This window comes from Bacillus sp. PK3-037, from assembly GCF_054161355.1.
In genome coordinates this window covers 480,856-502,309 of sequence record NZ_CP096408.1, presented here as the reverse complement: position 1 = coordinate 502,309, position 21,454 = coordinate 480,856, and the positions used below count along the sequence as shown (strand labels likewise).

The following is a 21,454-nucleotide window of genomic DNA, read 5'->3' as shown; positions in this document are numbered from 1 at the left end:
TTAGTACAGCATTTTCTTGCGTCTGTCTTCTTCAGTCAAAAACTCAACAAAGCTCCGCATCGCAAACGGTTCTTCCTTGATCTGCCGCGTATACGTGTTTTTGCGCTCTTCTGAAAGAATTTCGCTCTTTTTGATTCTGTTCAGCATATAAATATGAACGGTCTTTTGAATTTGCTTATGCTGATAGCCCGCTTCTTTAAAAAATGCTAATCCAAGTGCAGCAAGAAGCGCAAAAAGTCCGGCGCTGATCAGAGACTCTCTGTCTGCTGAAGCATGAAAAAGGAAAGCAGCCAAATTAAAGAGAGAGAATGCAGCAAGCGGAACAGCAAGAAAACGGTAGATGACAGTTTTCTTCATTAAAGGCTGTACAGCCTTTTGAATTTTTTGCATTTCTGTTTTAATGAACCCCGGCATTTGTTCAATTCTGTAAAAGTTCATGTAATTCTCCCCCTTTATTTGATTTTGCAAGGCTTCACGAACGTTATCATATGAGTTTATTTTAACGCAGGTGCAAGCTGGTTTTAAAGAAATCTGCCCGTGTTTTTCGCGAAGAATCTGGGTCAACACACTTTATTCTTTTAAAAAGTCAGTGTTATAATTTGTAATGGGAATCAGATTGCTGTTATTCATGGAATACTAATGGCAATCTTCTTGATAAATATGAATGAGCGGGGTTACAAAGTGAGTATTTCTTCCATCCTTTTATCACTTTTTTTCATTTTGAATATTCTTTTGGCCATCATTGTCATATTCAAAGAACGGCGCGATGCCAGTGCATCATGGGCTTGGCTGCTTGTTCTTTTCTTTATTCCCGTTTTAGGCTTTATTTTATACCTGTTATTCGGTCATAATCTCAGGCGCAAGCATTTGTTTCAATGGGAGGATCGAAAGAAAATCGGAATCGAAAAGCTGCTGCAGCATCAGCTTGAAGAATTAGAAAACAGGCAATTTCAGTTCAACAACCGGGCAACCTTTGATAATAAGGATTTAATATATATGCTCATCATGAATAATCACGCTGTCTTTACAGAGGATAATTCAGTTGATGTCATAACTGACGGACGTGATAAGTTCCAGCGGCTTTTACATGACATATCAAAGGCAAAGGATCATATCCATCTACAATATTATATTTACAAAGGTGATGAATTAGGAAAAAAATTGCGGGACGCCCTCATTCAAAAAGCGAAAGAAGGTGTTCAGGTCAGGGTTTTGTATGATGAACTCGGGTCCAGAACGCTGCGCAAAAAGTTTTTTAAAGAACTGCGTGAGGCCGGCGGGCATGTGGAGGTCTTTTTCCCTTCAAAGCTCAGGCCGATTAACCTTCGGCTGAATTACCGCAACCACCGAAAGCTTGTTATCATAGACGGCATAACCGGTTATGTCGGAGGGTTTAATGTCGGAGATGAATATCTTGGCCTCAATCCGAAGTTCGGCTATTGGCGCGATACCCATATTCGATTGCAGGGAACGGCCGTTCACGCCATTCAGACACGATTCATCCTTGACTGGAACCAAGCTTCACATCATCATACGCTCACCTATATCCCGAACCACTTTCCCGATTGCAGCCCAAAGGGAAACGTCGGGATGCAGATTGTTACGAGCGGGCCCGATTCCGAATGGGAACAAATTAAAAACGGCTACATCAAAATGATTTCAAACGCCAAGCGGAACATTTTGATACAAACACCTTATTTTATTCCGGACGCAAGCCTGCTGGATGCATTGAGAATCGCGTGCCTATCAGGCATTGATGTCAACATTATGATACCGAACAAGCCTGATCATGCTTTTGTATACTGGGCCACGCTTTCGTATATCGGGGATCTTTTAAAAGCCGGAGCCACCGTCTATATTTACGATAATGGCTTTATCCATGCGAAAACAATTGTTGTGGATGACGAAATTGCGTCGGTCGGTACAGCGAATATCGACGTCCGAAGCTTCAGGCTGAATTTTGAGGTGAATGCATTTATTTATGATATCAACATTGCCAAAAAACTGGTTTCTACATTTAAAGAAGATTTGCTCGTATCCAGAAAATACACCTACGAGGAATATCAGCAGCGGTCATTATGGATCCGCATCAAGGAATCCGTCTCACGGCTATTGTCGCCGATTTTATAAGATGTGCCAATCCCCCCCGGCCTTTATGGCCGGGGTTTTTCAGCATGGTCATAATCTATCATCACGCACCCCGTAAAAACGCGCATGACCTTTCCCATATAGCGTGCAACCGTAATAAAAAATCACGAATATGATCACGGTATTTATCAACAGCGGCTTGCGCCTCCAGATCGTCAGGCCAAAGCCCATTCACTGTGCGGCAAAATCAATTCACTATTTTTATTTCTTTATACAAAACTTCTCACAAATAGTGTATAAAAGAAAAGTGAGTATTTTTTGTAAAGGGGACCCGTGTCAATGAATCCGGAAACGATTAACAAAACCCTCATCAGTATTTCAAAATGGGGAAAAGCAACAGGCATCTTATTTATTATTATGGGCGCTTTTACTGCGCTTTCAGGCGCGTTCTTTTTTCTTATCGGCGCAGTGCCGGGCGTACTGCAAATCATTGCAGGCATCTTTTTGATGCGGTCAGCAAAAGAAGCAGGCTTAATGGCTGAAAAGCATAGCGGGCAATCTGAGGATTTAATGCTGGAGAACTATGCGAAATTTGTAAAGATGCAAGGGATTTATTTAATCGTGAGCATCGCTGTATCGATTTTGGCGATCATCGCATTCTTCATCTTTCTAATGCTTGGAATTGCCGACGGCATATTCAGCGATTATGATACGTACAGCACCTATTAATTAGAAAAACCCGGAGCATCCTCCGGGTTTTTTCTTGTTATTCCGCTTCGCTTACTACTGTAAAGCGTTCATTTTTGTGTGACGGATGTTCAAGCTCATCCAAAACAGCAATCGCATAATCGGCATAGCTGATATAACTGTCGCCTTTTGCGTTTACGATCACATTGTCTTTTCCTTTTTGGTAAGATCCCGTCCGCTTTCCTGCCGGATCAAAAAACGCCGCCGGGCTGAGGAACGTCCAGGAAATAGAGTCTGCCTTTTGCAGATCTTTCAGGTTCTCTCCTTGATTGGATGCAGTCGGAAGATATTCTTTCGGGAATTCCGGTGTATCCATTAAACGTGTTGTTTTGGCTTCATCAACAAACAGGCTTCCCGCTCCGCCGACGACAAACAATCTTGTATGTTTTGCATCCTTTAGCAGGCTGATTAATGTTCTGCCTGCTTCAACATGAAGATGTTCCTGGCCAGGCGCAGCTCCAAAAGCGTTAACGAGTGCATCGAAAGGCTTGAGCTCTTCCGCCGTCAGTTCAAAAACATCTTTCTCCAAAATCGCTGTATCTTGATCCTGCACTTTAGATGCATTTCGGACAATGGCAGTTACCTCGTGACCTCTTTCCTTCGCTTCTTTCAAAATCAGACTTCCCGCTTTTCCGCTTGCACCGATAATTCCTATTTTCATTTTTGATTTCCTCCTTATTTGTAACAATTTTAGTTACATGTTAGTGGTGAGAAGTCATCCCTTTTGATCAAAAGAGATGATTCATTACATCTTTTAATGACTTGCTTGCCAGCTCATTTTCCATCGCTTTTTGCACACTTTCAAATGTCTCATCCAGCGCGCACTGAATTTTTTTGCCTACCGGACACTTCGGGTTCGGGTTTTCATGAACCGCAAATAGTTCCTCTTGGTTTTGAACAGCCCGATATACTTCTAAAAGAGAAATATCAGCCGGATCTTTTTTGAGACTCGCGCCCGGCACCCCGGCGCGTGATGTGAGAATATCGCCCTTTTTCAGCAGGCTGATCATCCTTCTTACAACAACCGGGTTGGTGTTGACACTGTCAGCGATGATTTCCGAAGACGCTTTTTCATCCATCGAAATGAGAGATAAAATATGAATGGCGACAGCAAGACGGCTGTTAATCATGTTTTTTCACCACCGTTGTAACTATAATAGTTACATTTAATTCATTTGTCAACATATAATATACACTAAATTTGCGCTTCTTGCGCATCCGTTTAGTCAATAAAACGGCCGGATGCACTCCGGCCGTGTCTTGTCAGAATAAGAAATATCGCTGTCCCAGCGGAACATAATCGACAGGCTGACAGGACAATTCTTCTCCGTCAGCAAAGACCTGATACGTTTTCGGATCGACTTCAATCTTCGGCAAAGCAGCGTTTAATTTCATATCCAGCTTGCTCAACTTGCGGATGTTTTTCACAGGAGAAATTCTTTTTTCCAGCCCTAACCTTTCCGCCACACCGCTTTCAATGCCCGCCTGGGACATAAATGTGATGGAAGTTGAGCGGTTGGCTTTACCATAGGAAGCATACATTTGGCGCATGAACACCGGTTCCGGAGTCGGGATAGACGCGTTTGGATCCCCCATTTGCGCGCGTGCTATCATGCCGCCCTTTAAGACCAATTCCGGTTTAACGCCGAAAAATACAGGATCCCACAGGACAAGGTCAGCGAGCTTTCCTTTTTCTACAGAACCGACTTCATGGCTGAGGCCGTGAGTAATTGCCGGATTAATCGTATATTTGGCAATGTAGCGTTTCGCACGTACGTTATCGTTTCCGTTTTCTCCAATGAGAGCGCCGCGCTGTTTTTTCATTTTGTCAGCCACCTGCCAAGTGCGGATAATGACTTCGCCAACACGTCCCATCGCTTGGGAATCCGATGATGTCATGCTGATCGCGCCGATATCATGGAGAATGTCCTCTGCCGCAATCGTCGCAGCCCTGATTCTGGAATGGCTGAACGCCACGTCCTCGGGCACCTTCGCATCTAAATGGTGACAAACCATCATCATGTCAAGGTGCTCATCCATCGTATTGACAGTGTAAGGAATTGTCGGCGTTGTGGATGACGGCAGAATGTTCGCGTAAGAGGCGAGCTTCATAATATCCGGAGCGTGGCCCCCGCCTGCTCCTTCAATGTGATATGTATGAATCACCCGGTCTCCGATTGCGTCAAGCGTGTTTTCCAGGAAGCCCGCTTCATTGATCGTATCCGTATGGATTGCGACTTGAATATCGGCTTCATCCACAACTTCCATACACGTTTTGATAGCGCTTGGCGTCGTGCCCCAGTCTTCATGAAGCTTCAGGCCGATGGCGCCGGCTTCCACCTGTTCGATCAGCGGCGCTTTATCAGATGCGTTCCCTTTTCCTAAGAAGCCGACATTGATCGGAAATTCCTCAGCCGCTTCCAGCATCCTTGCCATATACCATGCACCTGACGTACATGTTGTCGCTTTGCTTCCTGTAGCAGGTCCCGTTCCGCCTCCAAGAAGAGTCGTCACTCCTGAAGAAAGCGCAACTTCCATCTGCTGAGGACAAATAAAGTGAATGTGCGTATCCACTCCTCCAGCCGTTAAAATTTTGCCTTCACCGGAAATCACCTCTGTACCCGCACCGATGACCATATGCGGATCGACTCCATCCATGATATCGGGGTTGCCGCTTTTTCCGACACCCACGATCCGGCCGTCCTTTACACCGACATCCGCTTTGACAATGCCTGTGTAATCCAATAGCACGACGTTGGTGATAACCAAATCCAAAGCGCCGTCTTTTCCTGTGATGCTGCCGTTTTGGCCCATGCCGTCACGGATCGTTTTTCCGCCTCCAAAGATCATTTCTTCACCATAAACAGTGAAGTCCTTTTCGACTTCGATCCATAAGTCCGTATCGCCCAATCTGATTTTATCGCCCGTTGTCGGACCAAACAGCTCCGCGTATTGCTCCCGTGACATTTTCATCGAATCACACCCTCCATCCAGCCGGCTTTCTTTAAGTTGGCTAACGTTTTTTCTTTGCCGCGTTCATCGATATACGTATCGGCCATTCCGTTCAGTCCTCTTACTGTTTTTCGTCCGCTGAATTCAACAAGCGTGACCGTTTTCTCCTCACCTGGCTCAAAACGGACCGATGTGCCTGACGGAATGTCGATACGCATGCCGATGGCTTGTTCGCGGTCAAACGATAGCGCGCCATTGGCTTCCGCAAAATGAAAATGTGAACCGACCTGAATGGAACGTGATCCGGTGTTTTTCACCGCTATCTCCCGTGTCTGGCGGCCTTCGTTAATCGTAATGGTCCCCTCAGCAATCTGAAATGCTCCCGGCTTCATGACTTCACCTCCGCAGAAATCGGCTGGTGTACTGTGACAAGCTTCACTCCGTCAGGGAATGTAGCTTCCACCTGAATGCTGTCCAGCATCTCAGGCACGCCCTCCATGACATCTTTTTCAGTCAATACATGGCGGCCGGCTTCCATCAGCTCCGCCACTCCCTTTCCATCACGCGCGCCTTCCATGATAAAACAGGTGAGATAAGCGGCAGCCTCGGGATAGTTCAGCAGAACGCCGCGCGCCTTTCGCTGTTTGGCTAATTCTCCCGCTGCAAAAATGAGCAATTTCTCTTGTTCAACCGGTGTCAGTTTCATCTGTAGTCCTCCTTCTTTTGTCGTATAAAGCGGATGCGGTTACTGCGAATTTGTGGAACATGCAGGCGGGACATCACCTCCCTTTCTTCAAGTACCGGGTCATACGGTAAGATGCCTTTCAAAGCGCCGTGCCGTTTCTTCATCGGCCTTTCCATGGTCGACAACCGTTCCCCTGTCGATCACATAAAGGTAGTCAGCACATGTTAACGCGTTTTCCAGACTGTGCTCGACTAAAACAACGGAAATGTCTTTTTTTCTGGAAATTTCTACGATAACTTGTCTGATTAGTTCGATAATTGAGGGCTGAATTCCTTCCATTGGTTCATCAAGTAAAATAATTTTCGGATTTCCCATCAGCGCTCTGGCAATCGCAAGCTGCTGCTGCTGTCCTCCGCTTAAATCGCCGCCTTTCCGGTCGAGCATGTCCTTCAAAACAGGAAACCACTGAAAAATCTCTTCCTTGATCCGCCCTCTCCGCTCCTTCTTAGGAAGCGGTTCTTCTCCGAGCAAAAGATTGTCGCGAACGGTTAAAGCGGGGAAGATGTCTCTCCCCTGGGGCACGTACGCAATTCCAGCTCTTGCCCGTTTTTCCGTCTTTTCGTTTTGAACAAACGTTTGATGAAAACGGATCTGTCCCTGTTTGGCTGGAATTAGGCCGATGATCGTTTTCAGCAAAGTGGATTTGCCGACTCCGTTTCGGCCTAATACAGCGACGATCTGCCCGGGGCGTACCTCCATACTGAGGTTATGCAAAATCATGGATTGATCGTAACCGGATGTCACATTACTGACCGCTATCATGACGCTCCGCTCCTTCCTAAATACACCGCTGCCACCTCTTCATTGCTTGTAATCTCATCCATCGATCCTTCACAAAGCACTCTCCCTTCATGCATCACCGTGACTTTTCTGGAAAACGAGCGGACAAATTCCATATCGTGCTCCACAATTAAAACGGAACACGTTTTGGCAATCTCCTCAAGGAGAGCCCCGGTTTTATCACGCTCATTTCCCGTCATACCGGCGATCGGTTCATCCAGCAGCAAAAGCTTCGGCTCCATGGCGAGCTGCATGCCGATTTCGAGCCATTGTTTCTGCCCGTGTGACAGGCTGCCGGCTTCTGCATCCCGCTTCTCTTCTAACCCGATCAGCTTCAGGATGTCTATCACCCTGCCACGCTGCTCTCTGGTCATACGCGCCATCAGCAGAGAGAGAATCGTTTTTTTCTGCTTCATGGCAAGCTCGATATTTTCAAACACGGTCAGCTGCGAAAAGACACTCGGAGCCTGAAACTTCCTGGCGACGCCCATTTTGGCGATCTGATATTCCGGAACCTTTGTCAGTTTAGCCGTTTCCTGAAACACAACCTCGCCCGAATGCGGCTTTGTTTTCCCGCAAATGATATCCAGCATGGTTGTTTTCCCGGCGCCATTCGGCCCAATCAAAAAGTGAATATCTCGTTCCTGCACACTGATATCTGCCCCCTGCAGCGCCCAAAATCCGTCAAACTGAACCTTCACATCACGGCAGATAAGTATCGGTTTCATATGCAGCCGCTCCTTTCTTTTTAGAGAAGGAAAGCTGGGTTCCAAGCTTTTCAAACAGTCCGACAATCCCTCTTGGCAAGTAAAGCACGACGATCATAAACAGCGCACCGAGGAAATACAGCCAAATGTCAGGATAATATTCGCTTAAATAGCTTTTCATGCCGTTCGTTAACAGCGCGCCCAGCACAGCTCCGAAAATGGAGTGCCTTCCGCCGATCGCCACCCACAGCACCATTTCCACTGAAGGGATAATGCCCATCATTTCCGGCGAGATCATCCCGTCCTGAAGCACAAACAGCATCCCGGCAATTCCCGCCATCGCAGCGGACACACAGTAAATAAACACTTTAAAAACGGTGGAATGATAACCGAAAAAACGCACCCTGTTCTCTCCGTCGCGAACCGCCTGCAAAAGCCGGCCAAAGCGGCTTCTCGTAAGAAACAAAGCGAACACAACAGTAAGGCCGAGAAAAAAGAGTGTGGCAAAATACAGGATTTGCTTCAAGGCAGGATCAGCCAGAGAATATTGAAAAATCGTATAGAAGTTGGTAAGTCCATTAGTGCCGCCGGTGATTTCCTGGCTGCCGATGAACAGTGTGACCACCACAACGACGACAGCCTGTGATATCAATGAAAAATAAACTCCCTTTATATTGTTGCGAAACGTAAAATAGCCGAGCAGAAACGCCAGTAGCACAGGCACAGCGACAGCCGCCGCAAATGCAGCGAAAGGGTGCCTGAACAAAGCCCAGTTCCACGGCAGTTCGCTGACACCCGTCCACTCCATAAAATCAGGAATGCCGGACGGTGAGGCTTCTATTTTTAAATACATCGCCATGCAGTAGGCGCCCAATCCGAAAAAGACACCGTGCCCCAAGCTCAAAATGCCTGTATATCCCCAAATCAGGCAAATGCCGACCGCCACAATCGCAAAGCATAAAAACTTCGCCAACAGCCCCAATCGAAACTCCTGAAGAAAGAACGGAGCGGCGATAAAAAGGGCAAACATCACAACATACGGACTGAATTGCGAAAACCGCTTCATCCGGCACCCCCCTAATCAAGTAATCTCGTTCTGACGCTTGCGAGACCCGAAGGCCGCCATTGCAGAAAGAGAATAATAAACGCAAACACCACAACCTTGGCTATGGTGGCGCTTGTCGAATACTCTACAAATGTACTGAGCAATCCCACCATCACAGCCCCGATAATCGTTCCTTTTAATTTTCCGATCCCGCCTAAAATGACGATCATAAAAGCATCGACCAGATAAGACGAACCGAGAGTAGGCCCGATTGACCCGAGCAATGTGAGTGAGCTCCCCGCAATACCGGCCAGCCCGCTTCCGAGCGCAAAAGCCAATGTATCTGTTTTTCTCACAGATACACCAAGACAGGATGCCATACTCCGGTTCAGCGTAACAGCCTGCATCCTCCGCCCCGCCGGAGTTTTAAACAAATAGAATCCCAGCAGCGCAAGCGTAAAAAGAACAAGCGCCAAAATAAACAGCCTTTTATATGGAAAGGTGACCGAAAACAGTGTCACTCCTCCCGACAGCCACTCAGGAGACTGAACAGCGACATTCGGCGCGCCAAAAATTGATCTGGCCGCCTGCTGAAGGATCAAGCTTACCCCCCATGTTGCCAACAGGCTGTCGAGCGGACGGTCATATAATCGCCTGACAATCACTTTTTCAATGACAATGCCAAGCAGTGCCGCAACTGTAAACGACATGATGACCGCAATAAAAAAGTAATAGGAAAAGAGAGAAGCCGGCAAATAGCTTAAAAACAGCTGCTGAATGACATATGTCGTGTAGGCTCCCGCCATCATCAACTCACCGTGCGCCATATTCATAATGTTCATCAAACCGAATGTAACGGCCAATCCAATCGCAATGAGAATCAAAATAGAACCGAGACTGATCCCGTTAAATAATTGAGTCACGACAACAGACATGTTCCGCCTCCTCTCCCGCAAACGGCTTTGATTTATTTAGATAACCCCTTTGCCCAGTCGTACGTTTTTAAATACGGATCAGGTTTTACCGGATCACCTGAGTTCCATACTTCTTTAAACTGTCCATCCCCCGTGATTTTCCCGATTCTAACTGTTTTGTAAAGATGCTGTGTATCCCCATCGATTTTCACTGTGCCGCCCGGGGCCTTGAATGCAATCCCGTCAGCGGCTTTCTTCACTTTATCGATCTCAAAGGACTTGGCTTTTTCAACGGCTGCCGCCCAGAGATACACCGCATTATAGCCGGCTTCAATCGGATCACTGGTCACCCTCTTATCTCCGTTCTGCTTTTTATAATTCTTCACGAATGTCTGATTTTCTGCTGTATTTGTTGTTTGGAAGTAATTCCACACCGCATAATGCCCTTTTAGCGCATCTGTCCCGATCCCCCGAATTTCTTCCTCTGCGACACTCGCCGACATGACAGGAATATCATCAGCTGTCACGCCCGCATCTTTCAGCTGTTTGAAAAATGCCACGTTGCTGTCGCCGTTTAATGTGTTAAAAATCACATCCGGCCGCTTTTCTTTGATTTTGCTGACCAGCGTACTGTAATTCGTGTGGCCGAGCGGCGTATACTCTTCACCGGCAACTTCTCCCCCAGCAGCTTTTACTTGCGCTTTAATGATTTCATTGGCTGTTCTCGGGAACACATAATCCGAGCCGATCAGAAAGAATGTCTTGCCTTTATTCTTCAGCAGCCAATCGACAGCCGGCACGATTTGCTGATTCGTCGTTGCTCCGGTATAAAAAATATGAGGTGATGACTCCATGCCTTCGTATTGCACCGGATAGAACAGCAGCCCGTTATTTTGCTCCACAACCGGGAGCATCGCCTTGCGGCTCGCTGATGTCCACCCTCCGAATACAGCCGCCGCTTTGTCCTGCTGAAGCAGCTTTCTCATTTTTTCGGCATAGGTAGGCCAGTCAGATGCCCCGTCCTCCACGACGGGTTCAAGCTTTTTCCCGAGAACGCCGCCTTTTTGGTTGATTTCGTGAATAGCCAGCAGCTCTGCATCATGGACGGATACCTCGCTGATTGCCATTGTCCCGCTTAATGAGTGAAGAATCCCAACCTTCACTGAATCCCCGCTTGTGTCAATTTCAACTGTTTTTTTCGCATCTCCGCTGGCTTCCGACACTTTCTTCGGCGCCGTACATCCCGTGATCAGAATCGTGATAAGAAACATCAGAAAGACAGCCTGTATTCTAACCCCTTTGCTTTTCATTCAGAACCTCCTTTTTCTGATTCAGCCAACTGATGTTATAAAAGTTAACAACTTATGTCATTTATTATATAGAACAGGCGCATTTTTTTAAAGAATATTTAAAAAATTTAGATATTTTAACCAAATCGATTGTCTTTTTTGTTATATTTATTCACATAAAAAAGGCAAGAAACAATGTTTCTTGCCTTGCCGAGCTCATTAATCTTTATCTGTGAATTTATCCTTCGCTTCACCGATGCCCTTTTGGACCTCGCCTTTTGCCTTATCTTTTTTGCCTTCAGCCTGCATGTCCGTTTTGTCGGTCATATCTCCGACTTTATCCTTCACTTCTCCCTTGGCTTTATTTAAGCCGCCTTTCATTTTATCTTTTACACTATCGTTACCCATGTGTCATTCTCTCCCTTCATTTAAGTGTGTACTTGTTACCTTCCCGATCTGAGCAGCGGTAAACATTTGAATATTATTTATCGATTTCATAACGCTCTCCGTAACGGAGCACCTTGTAGAGCGCCAGCCCGTCAGATGATTTATTTTCTGAGTAACGGACCGGCAGCAGGGCAAAAAACACATAATACGTAGAAAAGTAGACAAACTGATAGAAAAACACATTTGGCTTCAATACACTGTGTATAATGAGCACATTCACTGCGAAAATGGTGATTAAGTTAAACAGGCAGCCTCCGGCATAAACAAGTGCGTGTGAGAATCGGTTGTCGATTTTCAGCTCACCGTACCGGCAAAATGAATCCATAAAATAAATGGTTCTGACCTGTATCGGCCCGATCTTGAACAGTTTTTTGCCCATCCCGATATCCAATGAACCCTTCCCGCCAAAAACAAAAGCCATAAAGCTGTGCCCGGCAACATGTATAATAGATACAAGCGGCAGAACGATGAGGAAAGACCATAGAAACTTCACCATATCATCAAATCCAAACATTGAATTCCCCCTCACGCTTGTCATAAACAACAGCACATATGCACTCCGCCATTCTCTGTTTCACAAAATCGCGGCTTTCCATTCGTTTGTGTTCAAAAACAGTATGTAGCGCTTTTTCCTGTTCTCCACGGAAATAAACGTCCCGATGCTCCCCTTTTTTTGTATAAAAAAACCATCCGGCATCAGATGGTTTCGTCTTACACTTGATATAAACAGTCTTCTTTCAGGATCAGCGCTCTCATGCTGACCGCTTTTTCATAGAAAAACACCGCATCTTTATAGTGTTCATGAAGGCTGGAATATGCAGCCGCATCCAGAGCAAATTCTTCAATATACACATACAGGGACTTGGCTTCCATATAATCAAATACCTCTTGAATCATATCCATATTAACGGATTCCACATATAGAGCCTGCAGAAATTTATATTTTTCCAGACTGAAGCTGTCGTTTCGTTTTCGGGCGATGGCAATCCCTTTTTCATAATAATGCATAGCCGCCTGTTCAGCCTGTTTTTTGAAGAGTACACGCGTTAAGCTGAACAGCGCTTTCGGGAGCTGCTCCAGCTGGTGTTCCTCAAAGACAGGAAGCGCTTTTTCAAAATACGCAGCCGCCTGGTCCAGTTCTCCTTTTTCATCATAACAGTTCCCCATGTTGTAGAGGGCTGATCCGATCAAGCGGGGCTGTCCTTCCAGTAAAGCCAAACGATAAGCGTCATCGAGATGCTCGAGCGCTTTTTCATAATTTCTGTAGTCTATATAGTTTCCTGATATGACAAAATGGCATTGAATTCTTCTGACCCTGTAAAAATCATGAGCCTTGTAGGTCTCAAGCGCCTGTATCGCATGATTCATGGAAAAGTGGGTTTGCTTCATCATATAAAATACTTCCGCTACTTTAAAATGAAATTCCGCTCTTTCAATATCATCCTCTACAAACGCAAGCATTTTCTCAGCTTTTCGATAGAAAGATATGGCTGAGATATAATTGTTCTGTTCAAATTCATACATCCCTCTGAACAAATGAAAATAATATTCAGATAATCCCGAGATGCTGTCCTTGCTGCTTTCCAGCCTCTCGATCAATTCACGATATTGGAGCTGAGATTCCTCGTGCAGGTCGGGCTTTACATAATCAAGCATAATTTGATGACGGTAGCTGATCAGCTGATAGTACAACAGAAGCAGCTGATCCTCTTCCATATGTTCTATATCATGATCAATCTCTTCCTTCAGCTGAACGGCATCAGCCACTTGAAATGCTAAAATGTGCTTATACCACTGATTGATTTTTACTCCTACTTGAGATGACGGGATCTCGTAAGCGGCCATGCCTCTCCAACCCTTTCTATGAACTAGTGGTTATATTTTATCATATAGTATGGCTTTGGAATTAAAATTTCTTCCAGTGATTCCTTCTTTTTGCCTATCCTTATATTTTTCGGTTTCTGATTGGATTTTTTGCACTTTTTGACGCATTACAGTTTTTGACACAAAAAAGCTTACCGGACTTAGCCGATAAGCTTTTATCATATTAACCGCCAATATATGACATTTCCACTTTCTTTTTGCCCGCTGTTTTTGATAGAGTCCGGTCAACTGAATATTGGTCTATCCGATTCTTCCACACTGTGCCGATCATCGCTGTCAGCTCGCCATCACTTAATCCCTGCCGAACCGGCGCTCTGAGGTCATATCCGCTTGAAGCAAACAGGCAAGTAAACAACTCACCGCGCGCAGACAGGCGGGCCCTGTTACACGAGCCGCAGAACGCATCAGATACAGAAGAAATCACGCCGATTTCGCCAGATCCGTCCAAGTAGCGAAACCTTGAAGCAACTTCCCCTTTATAATTAGGCGCGATCGGCTCAACAGGCATGCGTTCATTGATTACATCAATGATTTCCGCCTTTGTCATGACGTCTTTCTTTTCCCATTGGTTGGTGTTGCCGACGTCCATAAATTCGATGAATCTCAAGATATGCCCTTTTTCTTTAAAATACCGCGCCATGGGCAGGATATCTTTTTCATTGACGCCCCTTTGGACGACCATGTTGATTTTAACGCCGAGCCCTGCTTGTTTCGCCGCTTCAATGCCTTCAAGCACCTTGCTGACAGAAACCCCTCGCCCGTTGATCATTTTAAAGCGCTCGTCTTCTAATGAATCAAGGCTGATGGTCACCCGTTTCAAGCCGGCTTCTTTGAGCTTCTCGGCATAAACAGGCAGCAGCGACCCGTTTGTCGTCATCGCAATATCACAGAGACCCGGAATGCGGGCCAGTTTTTTGATTAATTCGGGTATGTCCTTTCTCATGAGCGGCTCTCCGCCGGTCAAGCGGATTTTCTCCACTCCGAACCTGGTGACAAACAGCGTAGCAAGCCGTTCCAATTCCTCAAATGAAAGCAGCTCCTCTTTCTTTAAAAAAGGATAATCCGGGCCGAATAACTCGGCTGGCATACAGTACGTGCATCGGAAGTTGCAGCGGTCTGTAACAGAAATGCGAAGGTCTCTGAGCGGTCTGTTCCTTTTATCTAACATCTGGCGAGATTCTGTATTCATTGCTGCAGCCCCTCCTGTCCCCCAATTCTCTCGGGATGTGTATATACATTAAAAGATCCGTTTCTCACAAAACCGATCGCTGTGATATTTAATTCTTCTGCCATTTGAATCGCAAGCTCTGTCGGGGCCGATTTTGAAATCACAATCGACACGCCGATTTTTGCCGCTTTTAACAGCACTTCTGATGAGATCCTCCCGCTGAAGACAATCAGTTTATTGCGGACGGACATCCCATTCAGCAGACAATGTCCGTATAATTTATCAAGCGCGTTGTGCCGGCCGATATCGGTGCGCATCAACAGAACTTTCTCCGTATCGCAAAGCGCCGCATTATGTACGCCTCCCGTCTCCTGAAATGTCCCGCTCCCTTTTTGCATGTCTTTCATGAGCGCCAGACAAGATTCAGGCGAAATCTTCATTTGGCTGACAGCCGTCTTGGCGGTTTTGACATCCTGCTGAAAATAAAAATGGCGGCCCTTTCCGCAGCACGAGCCGATTACCCGTTTTGTATATTCCTGTTGATCCAATGTCTCAGGATGAATGAGATCGACATACACAAAACCGAGACTTTCATCTATTGTAAACCTTTTAATCTCTTTTTGAAATCGAATAACGCCCTCAGATGCGAGAAACCCGATAACGAGCTCTTTGATATGCTCCGGCGTGCAAACGAGCGTGACAAACTCACTGCCGTTCACCATCACCGTCAACGGATATTCTGTCACCATCCGGTCGGTTTGTCTGCTCATTTCCCCTTGTTCATAGCGCCATACATCCCTGACCGCAGTTACTTTATCGTTCAATGTCTCTTCCCCTCCGCAATGTTCCTGCCTTTATATTTTTTCACACTCCTCAGATTTTGTCGAATCCTGTTATAAAAAAAAGAGCCCATTCTAAAGGACTCTACGTTTGGTTATGCTGATTCTTTTTCAGGATCATAAACAGCACAAGAGCTGCGATCAAAGTGAGCATGCTGACAAAAAAGAAGGCTGCCAGTTTCAGAAAAACACCGAGCAATATAAAGGCCACGGCGGCTATAAGAAATATCAGTCCTAACAATCTCATGTTTTCCACCCCTTTTACGGGTATCATTCCCGCCGGCCCTGTTTTTAAACCAATAGAAAAAGGCGCCTGGGGGAGCGCCTTTTCATTCGGTTACTCAGTAAATTTTTGTGCTTCTTTTTCCCAGGCCTGTTCAAATTCTTCCGCGCTGTCAGCTGAAATATATTCTCCGCCGCCAGCAACAGCCGCCTGTTTCATTTCCGCGTTCCCTTTCACATCAAAGTTGAAGCCGATGATATTTACAATCGTATCTACATTCGCTTCACGAAGCTTTTCAATTTCATCAGCAGGATTTCCGCCGCATGTTTCTTCACCGTCAGTGATTAAATACACCACGTTTTTCCCGTCTGCATCAAACGCTTCAAATTCTTTTCTTGTATCTGAAAGCGCTTTGGCAATTGGCGTCCAGCCGGTCGGTTTGACGCCGCTTAATGAATGGTCAAAGAGCGTTCCTTCATATGGATGGAGGCCGTAAATCGTTTCTGTTGTGCTGCATGAAAGAGCCTTTCCGGAAAGTTTATTGTTTCCCGCATGTCCAAAGACGCGAAGCATCAGATTTGTATCCTCAGGAAGCAGCTCGGCAAAAGACTTTACAGATTTTTTGGCAATGTCTATTTTTCGTTCTCCTCCTGTTTTTTGAACCATACTTCCGCTTCCATCAAACAGGACAGCTACATTTGTGTCGGCTTTTTTCTCAGCGGCAAAAGACGGTGACGCAATGGAGACAGTCAACAGTCCAATAATACCGGCAGTCAGTAATTTTTTCATGTTCAACTTCCTTTCTTTATCATATTTTCCAACCATTTGTTGGATACTTCTATATGCTAGAATATGAAACCACAAAATGATATAGGGCAAGCTGCCTTTTATCTCCCTTTCACTCTCTATTCAAAATCGCTGGAAACCTCAATATTTTTTAGCCATTTCCGCCCAAAAAATATAGAAAGAATGTGACACTATTCATTCTTTCTTCTCCGTGATCAGGAGAGAAAAGCTGAAATCTGCTACTATGCTACAGGCGGGCAGCTGCTTACTTTTGAACGTTTTGTTAAAAACAAAAAAGAGGCTGACCTTTCAGCCTCTTTTTTTCTTATTTAGATAACATCAGTGATTGCTGAGTGAAAATTTTCTCAACATCTTTTTGCGTATAAGCAGGGAAATATTCTCCGCCGCCCACTTTAGCAATTGCGTTCAGCTGGCCTTTATACCCTTCTTTATAGTCAAATCCAATGACATTTACTGTGATGTTGTCTTTATGAAGTTCTTTTGCTGTTTTGATCGGGTTGCCGCCGCATGTTTCCTCACCGTCTGTTAGCAGGTAAACGACTTTTTCTCCTTTTGCATCAAGCTGATCGAAAGAAGATTTTGCCTCGTTCAGCGCTTTTGCGATCGGTGTCCAGCCAGTCGGCCCGATTGTGTTAAGAGAATTGAGGAAGCTCTGTTCGTTAAAGCTTTGGAAGCCGTATACGTTACGAATGGCTTCGCATGATTGAACTTTTCCGGAATTCTTATTGTTTCCTTCTGAACCAAACACACTCATTTTCACTTGAGTGTCCGCAGGCAGTGAGCTTGCAAACTTTGAAATTTCTTTTTTGGCTGAATTAAATTTAGATAAACCGTCTATTCTTTTCGCCATGCTTCCGCTAGCATCTAGCAAAACCGCCACGTTTGCCGGAGCTTCAGCCTTCGGTTCTGTTTTTTCAGCAGCAAAAGCAGGTGATGTCAGTCCAAATAGCAATCCTGTCATCATGATCAGTGAAAATCTTTTCTTCATGTTCGTGCCCCTTTTCAAGTTTGTTTCTGCGTGCAGATGTTCAACGCTGAACATAACTAATCGTAATCGACAAAAACAGAGAAATAAATAGGGCGGGCTTCCCCATTGCCGCTGTTTACTTTTGCATAGAAACCTTTGTTTTTATTAGTGATTTCCGCCTAACAGCAGGATGAAAAATCATGATTGTCCGCCTTTCGCCTTTCGTTATATGAGTCTGTCGAAGTCTGTCGATCAATGTGGGTTACTTTACCACAATCTCAGTGCCAGCAAATATGAAAAAGGAAGATTCCCTCATCATCATATAGGCTGTAAAATACGCAGGGGGCCTTTAGAAGGTCTTTAACCGCTCTTACATAAAAATAGACTAAGGAACAGAATATACGCTTAAAAACGGCAAAAAAGACGCTTTATGAAGCGTCTTTTTATTTCTTCGCCATATATTTATTCAAAAACGAATCCGCGGTTGAAACCTGTGTTCCTTGATAATAGTACTTCACAATCTCATCAACTGTTTTGCCCTCTTTCGCCATAAAATTGGCTCCATACTGGCTCATTCCCACACCGTGGCCAAAGCCTTTTGTGGTAATGGTAATGGTGTCTCCGTTTCGTTTCCATTCAAAATCAGCTGAATTGAGGCCAAGCTTTTCACGTATGTCCCTTCCTTTCAGCGTCTTGCCGTTAATGACGGCTGTTGCCACCTGATGGCCCGGTGTCTCTCCGGTAATTTTTCCGACTGTATTTGATCCATTCAGCTGGACGCCAAGCTTTTGTTCAAATTGCGCCACTGTAAAGGTTCTGGTGGCCTTATACTTCGGAGACTTTTTATCCCAAGAGCTTTTGACGCTTTTTAAATACGGAATGGCACTTGTCCAATATGCTTCCGCATTTTCTGTATAGCCGTTGCTTGTAGAGAAAAAGGAGGCTTCAATCGGCTGGTTGTTGTACGTTAAGATTTTGCCTTGCGTACTGGCAACCGCATCTGTGATTTTTTTCAGATTTGCTTCATAATCTGCGCCCCACTGTTTCTTCAGCTCCGCTTTGCTTTTGTACACCTGGAACATCTGAGTATCATCCACCAGCGAGCCTTTAGGGGCCTCTACTGCAGAATTTGAGACCATCAGTCTGACAATAAACGTTCTTGCGGCGAGAGCCTGAGCCTTCAGCGCTTCAGGTTCAAAGGTAGCCGGCATTTCGGAGGCGACGACTCCGATGACATACTCTTCAAGCGGAATATCTTCTACGGATTGATTGGCGGTTCGATAGACTGGAATAGAAACAGGCGATGCTTTCAATGTTTCCGCTCCTTTTGATTCTTGTATCGTGTTGACTGCTGTCTTTCCTGATTCTCCTCTGGCCCCGGCTTCTTTATTATGCTGAAACGGGATCACTAAGAGTGTGGGGACCAAGAGAATCAATGCACATAGTACGGATAGTGTGATTGCGAATTGTTTCATATTCAGCTGCCTCCTGCTCGGGATTCGACTCTAGTCTAGTCTATGGGCAGGGACAAGCTAATATGACTCTCCTTTTGGACAGAAACTTTATTTGTCATTTACGTATTCTTTTTTGCTATTTTGCGCATAATGATGATAATACACTAAAAATAAAAAACCAGTATGCCAGAATGACATACTGATTTTCAATCCTTTATGCGTTTAAGTCTGAGACAACTTCTTTGCTTTCTTGCTCAGAAGCAGACTCATCGTTTACACGTTCGATGTCTGCGCCAAGACCGGCAAGCTTCTGATGGAAATCAACATAACCGCGATCTAAGTGTTTCAGTTCAGTAACACGTGTATGACCTTCAGCCACTAACCCCGCAAGAATCAATGCTGCGCCTGCACGCAAGTCAGTAGCTGCAACTTCAGCTCCTTGAAGCTGTACAGGGCCGTTAATAATCACAGAACGACCTTCAATCTTGATATCACCATTCATACGGCGGAATTCTTCCGCATGCATAAAACGGTTTTCAAAAACAGTTTCCGTAATCATGCTTGTGCCGCTTGCACGAAGCAGAAGCGCCATCATTTGTGACTGCATATCAGTCGGGAATCCAGGGTGAGGCATTGTTTTAATGTCGATCGGCTTCAGTTCTTTCGGACCGATCACACGAAGGCCTTCTCCTTCATCCTTAATCGTAACACCCATCTCTTCCATTTTTGCGATTAAAGAAGTGAGGTGTTCAGGAACCGCTCCTTTAACTAAAACATTTCCTTCAGTGATTGCAGCGGCAACCATGAATGTGCCCGCTTCAATACGGTCAGGTATAATATGGTGTCTTACGCCGTGAAGCTTGTCGACTCCTTCAATTTTAATGGTGCCGGTGCCCGCTCCGCGGATTTTTCCGCCCATGCCGTTGATATAGTTTGCTAAATCAACGATTTCAGGCTCTTTCGCCACGTTCTCAAGCGTTGTTGTTCCTTCAGCTAAAGCAGCTGCCATAATCAGGTTTTCTGTTGCTCCCACACTTGGGAAATCCAGATAGATTTTTGCGCCTTGCAGACGGCCTTTTACTTCAGCTTCAATGAAGCCATTGCCGACTTTAATTTCTGCACCCATTGCTTCAAAACCTTTTAAATGCTGGTCTATTGGTCTAGATCCAATTGCGCATCCGCCTGGAAGCGCTACTCTTGCATGACCTGTACGCGCCAGAAGCGGCCCCATGACAAGCACAGACGCACGCATTTTACGCACATATTCAAAAGGTGCTTCAGTTTGCAAAGCGTATGAAGCATTTACAGTGACTTCATTATTCTCAAAATGCACATCTGCTCCTAAATGACGCAACACTTCATTAATTGTATATACATCGGAGAGCGTAGGTACATCACAAATTACGCTTTTTTCTTCACTTGCTAATAAAGATGCAGCGATAACTGGTAAAACGGCATTTTTAGCGCCTTCAACTTTGACTGTGCCGTTTAACTTTTGACCGCCGCGGACGATGATTTTTTCCAAGGTATTCCCCTCCGCGTCCCTAAATTCTCTATATTAATATTCAGTCGTAACGATTGGTGTGCCAACCGTAACGATATGTTTTCCGCCCATTCCTGCACTTCTAAGTGCAATTTGCAAATTCATTTTATGTTCTGAGGTCATGATAGACTCTTTCCACTCATCAGTATACGCAGAAATAGAAACGAAACTTGGCTCAACTACATGTTCAACAGATCTTGCTTGAAATTCATTTAATAACTGATTTGCTTTTTTTTGCAAAACAATATCCATATTATCATCTAAATGACCATTTAGACAAGTAAAAATAACTACTTTTTCTTGGAATATCCCGAGTGCCTGCCGTTCAAACTGTTCATATGTATCATTCCAGCTAATCGGTGTCTCAAGACTCATTTGCTCATATAATAAATACGAAGTTGGGTTGTGTTTTTTGAGGGTTGTGACAAGCTGCAGTTTAAAAGAAGTATGATTTTTTTTGTCAGTATACGTGCCAATGGCCTTTACTACTTGGTCTTCCTGTGCAAGTGCCCAATTATATTGACGATACTCTGATTTTAAACGTTGCACTTTTTGATAAAATTCTTTTTCGGTCAGAGACATATTTTGTTTTGCATGCAAAGTCCACTTATCAATTGACACATTCTGGCGTTCCATTCCCTCTGCAATTTGTGCTAATGGCGTTAACTCACTCGCATGAATCGTATGGAAAACAGCAATGACGAAACTTAACACAACAGATACAATAATAGCATAGCTTACTTGTTTTTTCTTCATTATGATCTCTCCCCCTAATCTCCAGTTTTACCGGAGGCAAGGGGTGCCATACGTGGAATTCTTCGTCAAAACTCGCGTGATGACAGGAAGCGATTTAAC

Annotated in this window: 24 protein-coding genes; 2 read left to right on the top strand and 22 right to left on the bottom strand. The window is 45.0% G+C overall.

The window, feature by feature from the left end; translation table 11 throughout:
* Window positions 1–438 carry a DUF5392 family protein gene (locus tag M1D69_RS02645; RefSeq protein WP_024123133.1) on the bottom strand — a complete coding sequence of 146 codons (438 nt, stop codon included), beginning with the start codon at window positions 436–438 and terminating at the stop codon, window positions 1–3.
* Between the two features lie 243 nt (window positions 439–681).
* On the opposite strand from M1D69_RS02645, the gene cls reads away from it, so the two are divergent.
* A complete protein-coding gene (gene cls / locus M1D69_RS02640) occupies window positions 682–2,130 on the top strand; it encodes a cardiolipin synthase (protein ID WP_024123134.1) in 1,449 nt (482 codons plus the stop codon).
* Between the two features lie 297 nt (window positions 2,131–2,427).
* Window positions 2,428–2,817 carry a DUF5362 family protein gene (locus M1D69_RS02635; protein ID WP_458104672.1) on the top strand — a complete coding sequence of 130 codons (390 nt, stop codon included), beginning with the start codon at window positions 2,428–2,430 and terminating at the stop codon, window positions 2,815–2,817.
* Window positions 2,818–2,854: 37 nt separating this feature from the next.
* Here M1D69_RS02635 and M1D69_RS02630 read toward each other — a convergent pair whose 3' ends face one another.
* The 21 genes from M1D69_RS02630 to M1D69_RS02530 all read right to left on the bottom strand — a co-directional run bounded on the left by M1D69_RS02630 (window position 2,855) and on the right by M1D69_RS02530 (window position 21,355).
* Window positions 2,855–3,496, bottom strand: a complete 642-nt coding sequence (locus M1D69_RS02630; RefSeq protein WP_458104673.1) for an NAD(P)-dependent oxidoreductase — start codon at window positions 3,494–3,496, stop codon at window positions 2,855–2,857.
* A gap of 67 nt (window positions 3,497–3,563) precedes the next feature.
* Entirely contained in the window at window positions 3,564–3,965 is a 402-nt protein-coding gene (locus M1D69_RS02625; protein WP_024123137.1) for an Rrf2 family transcriptional regulator, read from the bottom strand.
* A gap of 133 nt (window positions 3,966–4,098) precedes the next feature.
* Window positions 4,099–5,808: an urease subunit alpha gene (gene ureC, locus M1D69_RS02620; protein WP_069486802.1), complete on the bottom strand. Its 1,710-nt coding sequence runs from the start codon at window positions 5,806–5,808 to the stop codon at window positions 4,099–4,101.
* On the bottom strand, window positions 5,805–6,179 hold the full coding sequence (gene ureB / locus M1D69_RS02615; protein WP_024123139.1) for an urease subunit beta: 375 nt from the start codon (window positions 6,177–6,179) through the stop codon (window positions 5,805–5,807). Before ureB ends, ureC begins: the two co-directional genes overlap by 4 nt.
* Window positions 6,176–6,493 (bottom strand): urease subunit gamma, encoded by a 318-nt coding sequence (gene ureA / locus M1D69_RS02610; protein ID WP_024123140.1) that lies wholly within the window; start codon window positions 6,491–6,493, stop codon window positions 6,176–6,178. Before ureA ends, ureB begins: the two co-directional genes overlap by 4 nt.
* Before the next feature lie 99 nt (window positions 6,494–6,592).
* On the bottom strand, window positions 6,593–7,294 hold the full coding sequence (gene urtE / locus M1D69_RS02605; protein WP_458104674.1) for an urea ABC transporter ATP-binding subunit UrtE: 702 nt from the start codon (window positions 7,292–7,294) through the stop codon (window positions 6,593–6,595).
* Window positions 7,291–8,040, bottom strand: a complete 750-nt coding sequence (gene urtD / locus M1D69_RS02600) for an urea ABC transporter ATP-binding protein UrtD (RefSeq protein ID WP_458104675.1) — start codon at window positions 8,038–8,040, stop codon at window positions 7,291–7,293. The genes urtE and urtD overlap by 4 nt, the downstream gene beginning before the upstream one ends.
* Window positions 8,015–9,085: an urea ABC transporter permease subunit UrtC gene (urtC, locus tag M1D69_RS02595; RefSeq protein ID WP_458104676.1), complete on the bottom strand. Its 1,071-nt coding sequence runs from the start codon at window positions 9,083–9,085 to the stop codon at window positions 8,015–8,017. Before urtC ends, urtD begins: the two co-directional genes overlap by 26 nt.
* Before the next feature lie 11 nt (window positions 9,086–9,096).
* The gene (gene urtB / locus M1D69_RS02590; RefSeq protein WP_024123144.1) at window positions 9,097–9,999 is read right to left on the bottom strand and encodes an urea ABC transporter permease subunit UrtB; all 903 of its coding nucleotides are present in this window, start codon (window positions 9,997–9,999) and stop codon (window positions 9,097–9,099) included.
* A 32-nt stretch (window positions 10,000–10,031) separates the two neighbouring features.
* Window positions 10,032–11,288: an urea ABC transporter substrate-binding protein gene (urtA, locus tag M1D69_RS02585; protein ID WP_458104677.1), complete on the bottom strand. Its 1,257-nt coding sequence runs from the start codon at window positions 11,286–11,288 to the stop codon at window positions 10,032–10,034.
* A gap of 198 nt (window positions 11,289–11,486) precedes the next feature.
* Window positions 11,487–11,675: a CsbD family protein gene (locus tag M1D69_RS02580; protein WP_024123146.1), complete on the bottom strand. Its 189-nt coding sequence runs from the start codon at window positions 11,673–11,675 to the stop codon at window positions 11,487–11,489.
* Window positions 11,676–11,748: 73 nt separating this feature from the next.
* Entirely contained in the window at window positions 11,749–12,228 is a 480-nt protein-coding gene (locus M1D69_RS02575) for a hypothetical protein (RefSeq protein ID WP_458104678.1), read from the bottom strand.
* A 197-nt stretch (window positions 12,229–12,425) separates the two neighbouring features.
* Window positions 12,426–13,559, bottom strand: coding sequence for a response regulator aspartate phosphatase (locus tag M1D69_RS02570; RefSeq protein ID WP_458104679.1), 1,134 nt, complete (start codon window positions 13,557–13,559; stop codon window positions 12,426–12,428).
* Window positions 13,560–13,761: 202 nt separating this feature from the next.
* Window positions 13,762–14,787: a GTP 3',8-cyclase MoaA gene (gene moaA, locus M1D69_RS02565; RefSeq protein ID WP_458104680.1), complete on the bottom strand. Its 1,026-nt coding sequence runs from the start codon at window positions 14,785–14,787 to the stop codon at window positions 13,762–13,764.
* Window positions 14,784–15,590, bottom strand: coding sequence for a formate dehydrogenase accessory sulfurtransferase FdhD (fdhD, locus tag M1D69_RS02560; protein WP_458104681.1), 807 nt, complete (start codon window positions 15,588–15,590; stop codon window positions 14,784–14,786). Before fdhD ends, moaA begins: the two co-directional genes overlap by 4 nt.
* Before the next feature lie 100 nt (window positions 15,591–15,690).
* Window positions 15,691–15,852, bottom strand: a complete 162-nt coding sequence (locus M1D69_RS02555) for a hypothetical protein (protein WP_044159716.1) — start codon at window positions 15,850–15,852, stop codon at window positions 15,691–15,693.
* Between the two features lie 90 nt (window positions 15,853–15,942).
* Window positions 15,943–16,617, bottom strand: a complete 675-nt coding sequence (locus M1D69_RS02550; protein WP_229044178.1) for a vWA domain-containing protein — start codon at window positions 16,615–16,617, stop codon at window positions 15,943–15,945.
* Window positions 16,618–16,939: 322 nt separating this feature from the next.
* On the bottom strand, window positions 16,940–17,623 hold the full coding sequence (locus M1D69_RS02545; RefSeq protein ID WP_458104682.1) for a vWA domain-containing protein: 684 nt from the start codon (window positions 17,621–17,623) through the stop codon (window positions 16,940–16,942).
* Between the two features lie 422 nt (window positions 17,624–18,045).
* Window positions 18,046–19,077, bottom strand: coding sequence for a stage II sporulation protein D (gene spoIID / locus M1D69_RS02540; RefSeq protein WP_193659839.1), 1,032 nt, complete (start codon window positions 19,075–19,077; stop codon window positions 18,046–18,048).
* A gap of 193 nt (window positions 19,078–19,270) precedes the next feature.
* The gene (gene murA, locus M1D69_RS02535; protein WP_024123156.1) at window positions 19,271–20,581 is read right to left on the bottom strand and encodes a UDP-N-acetylglucosamine 1-carboxyvinyltransferase; all 1,311 of its coding nucleotides are present in this window, start codon (window positions 20,579–20,581) and stop codon (window positions 19,271–19,273) included.
* A gap of 33 nt (window positions 20,582–20,614) precedes the next feature.
* Complete coding sequence (locus M1D69_RS02530; RefSeq protein ID WP_458104683.1) at window positions 20,615–21,355, bottom strand: YwmB family TATA-box binding protein; 741 nt, start codon at window positions 21,353–21,355, stop codon at window positions 20,615–20,617.
* Window positions 21,356–21,454: the final 99 nt, after the last annotated feature.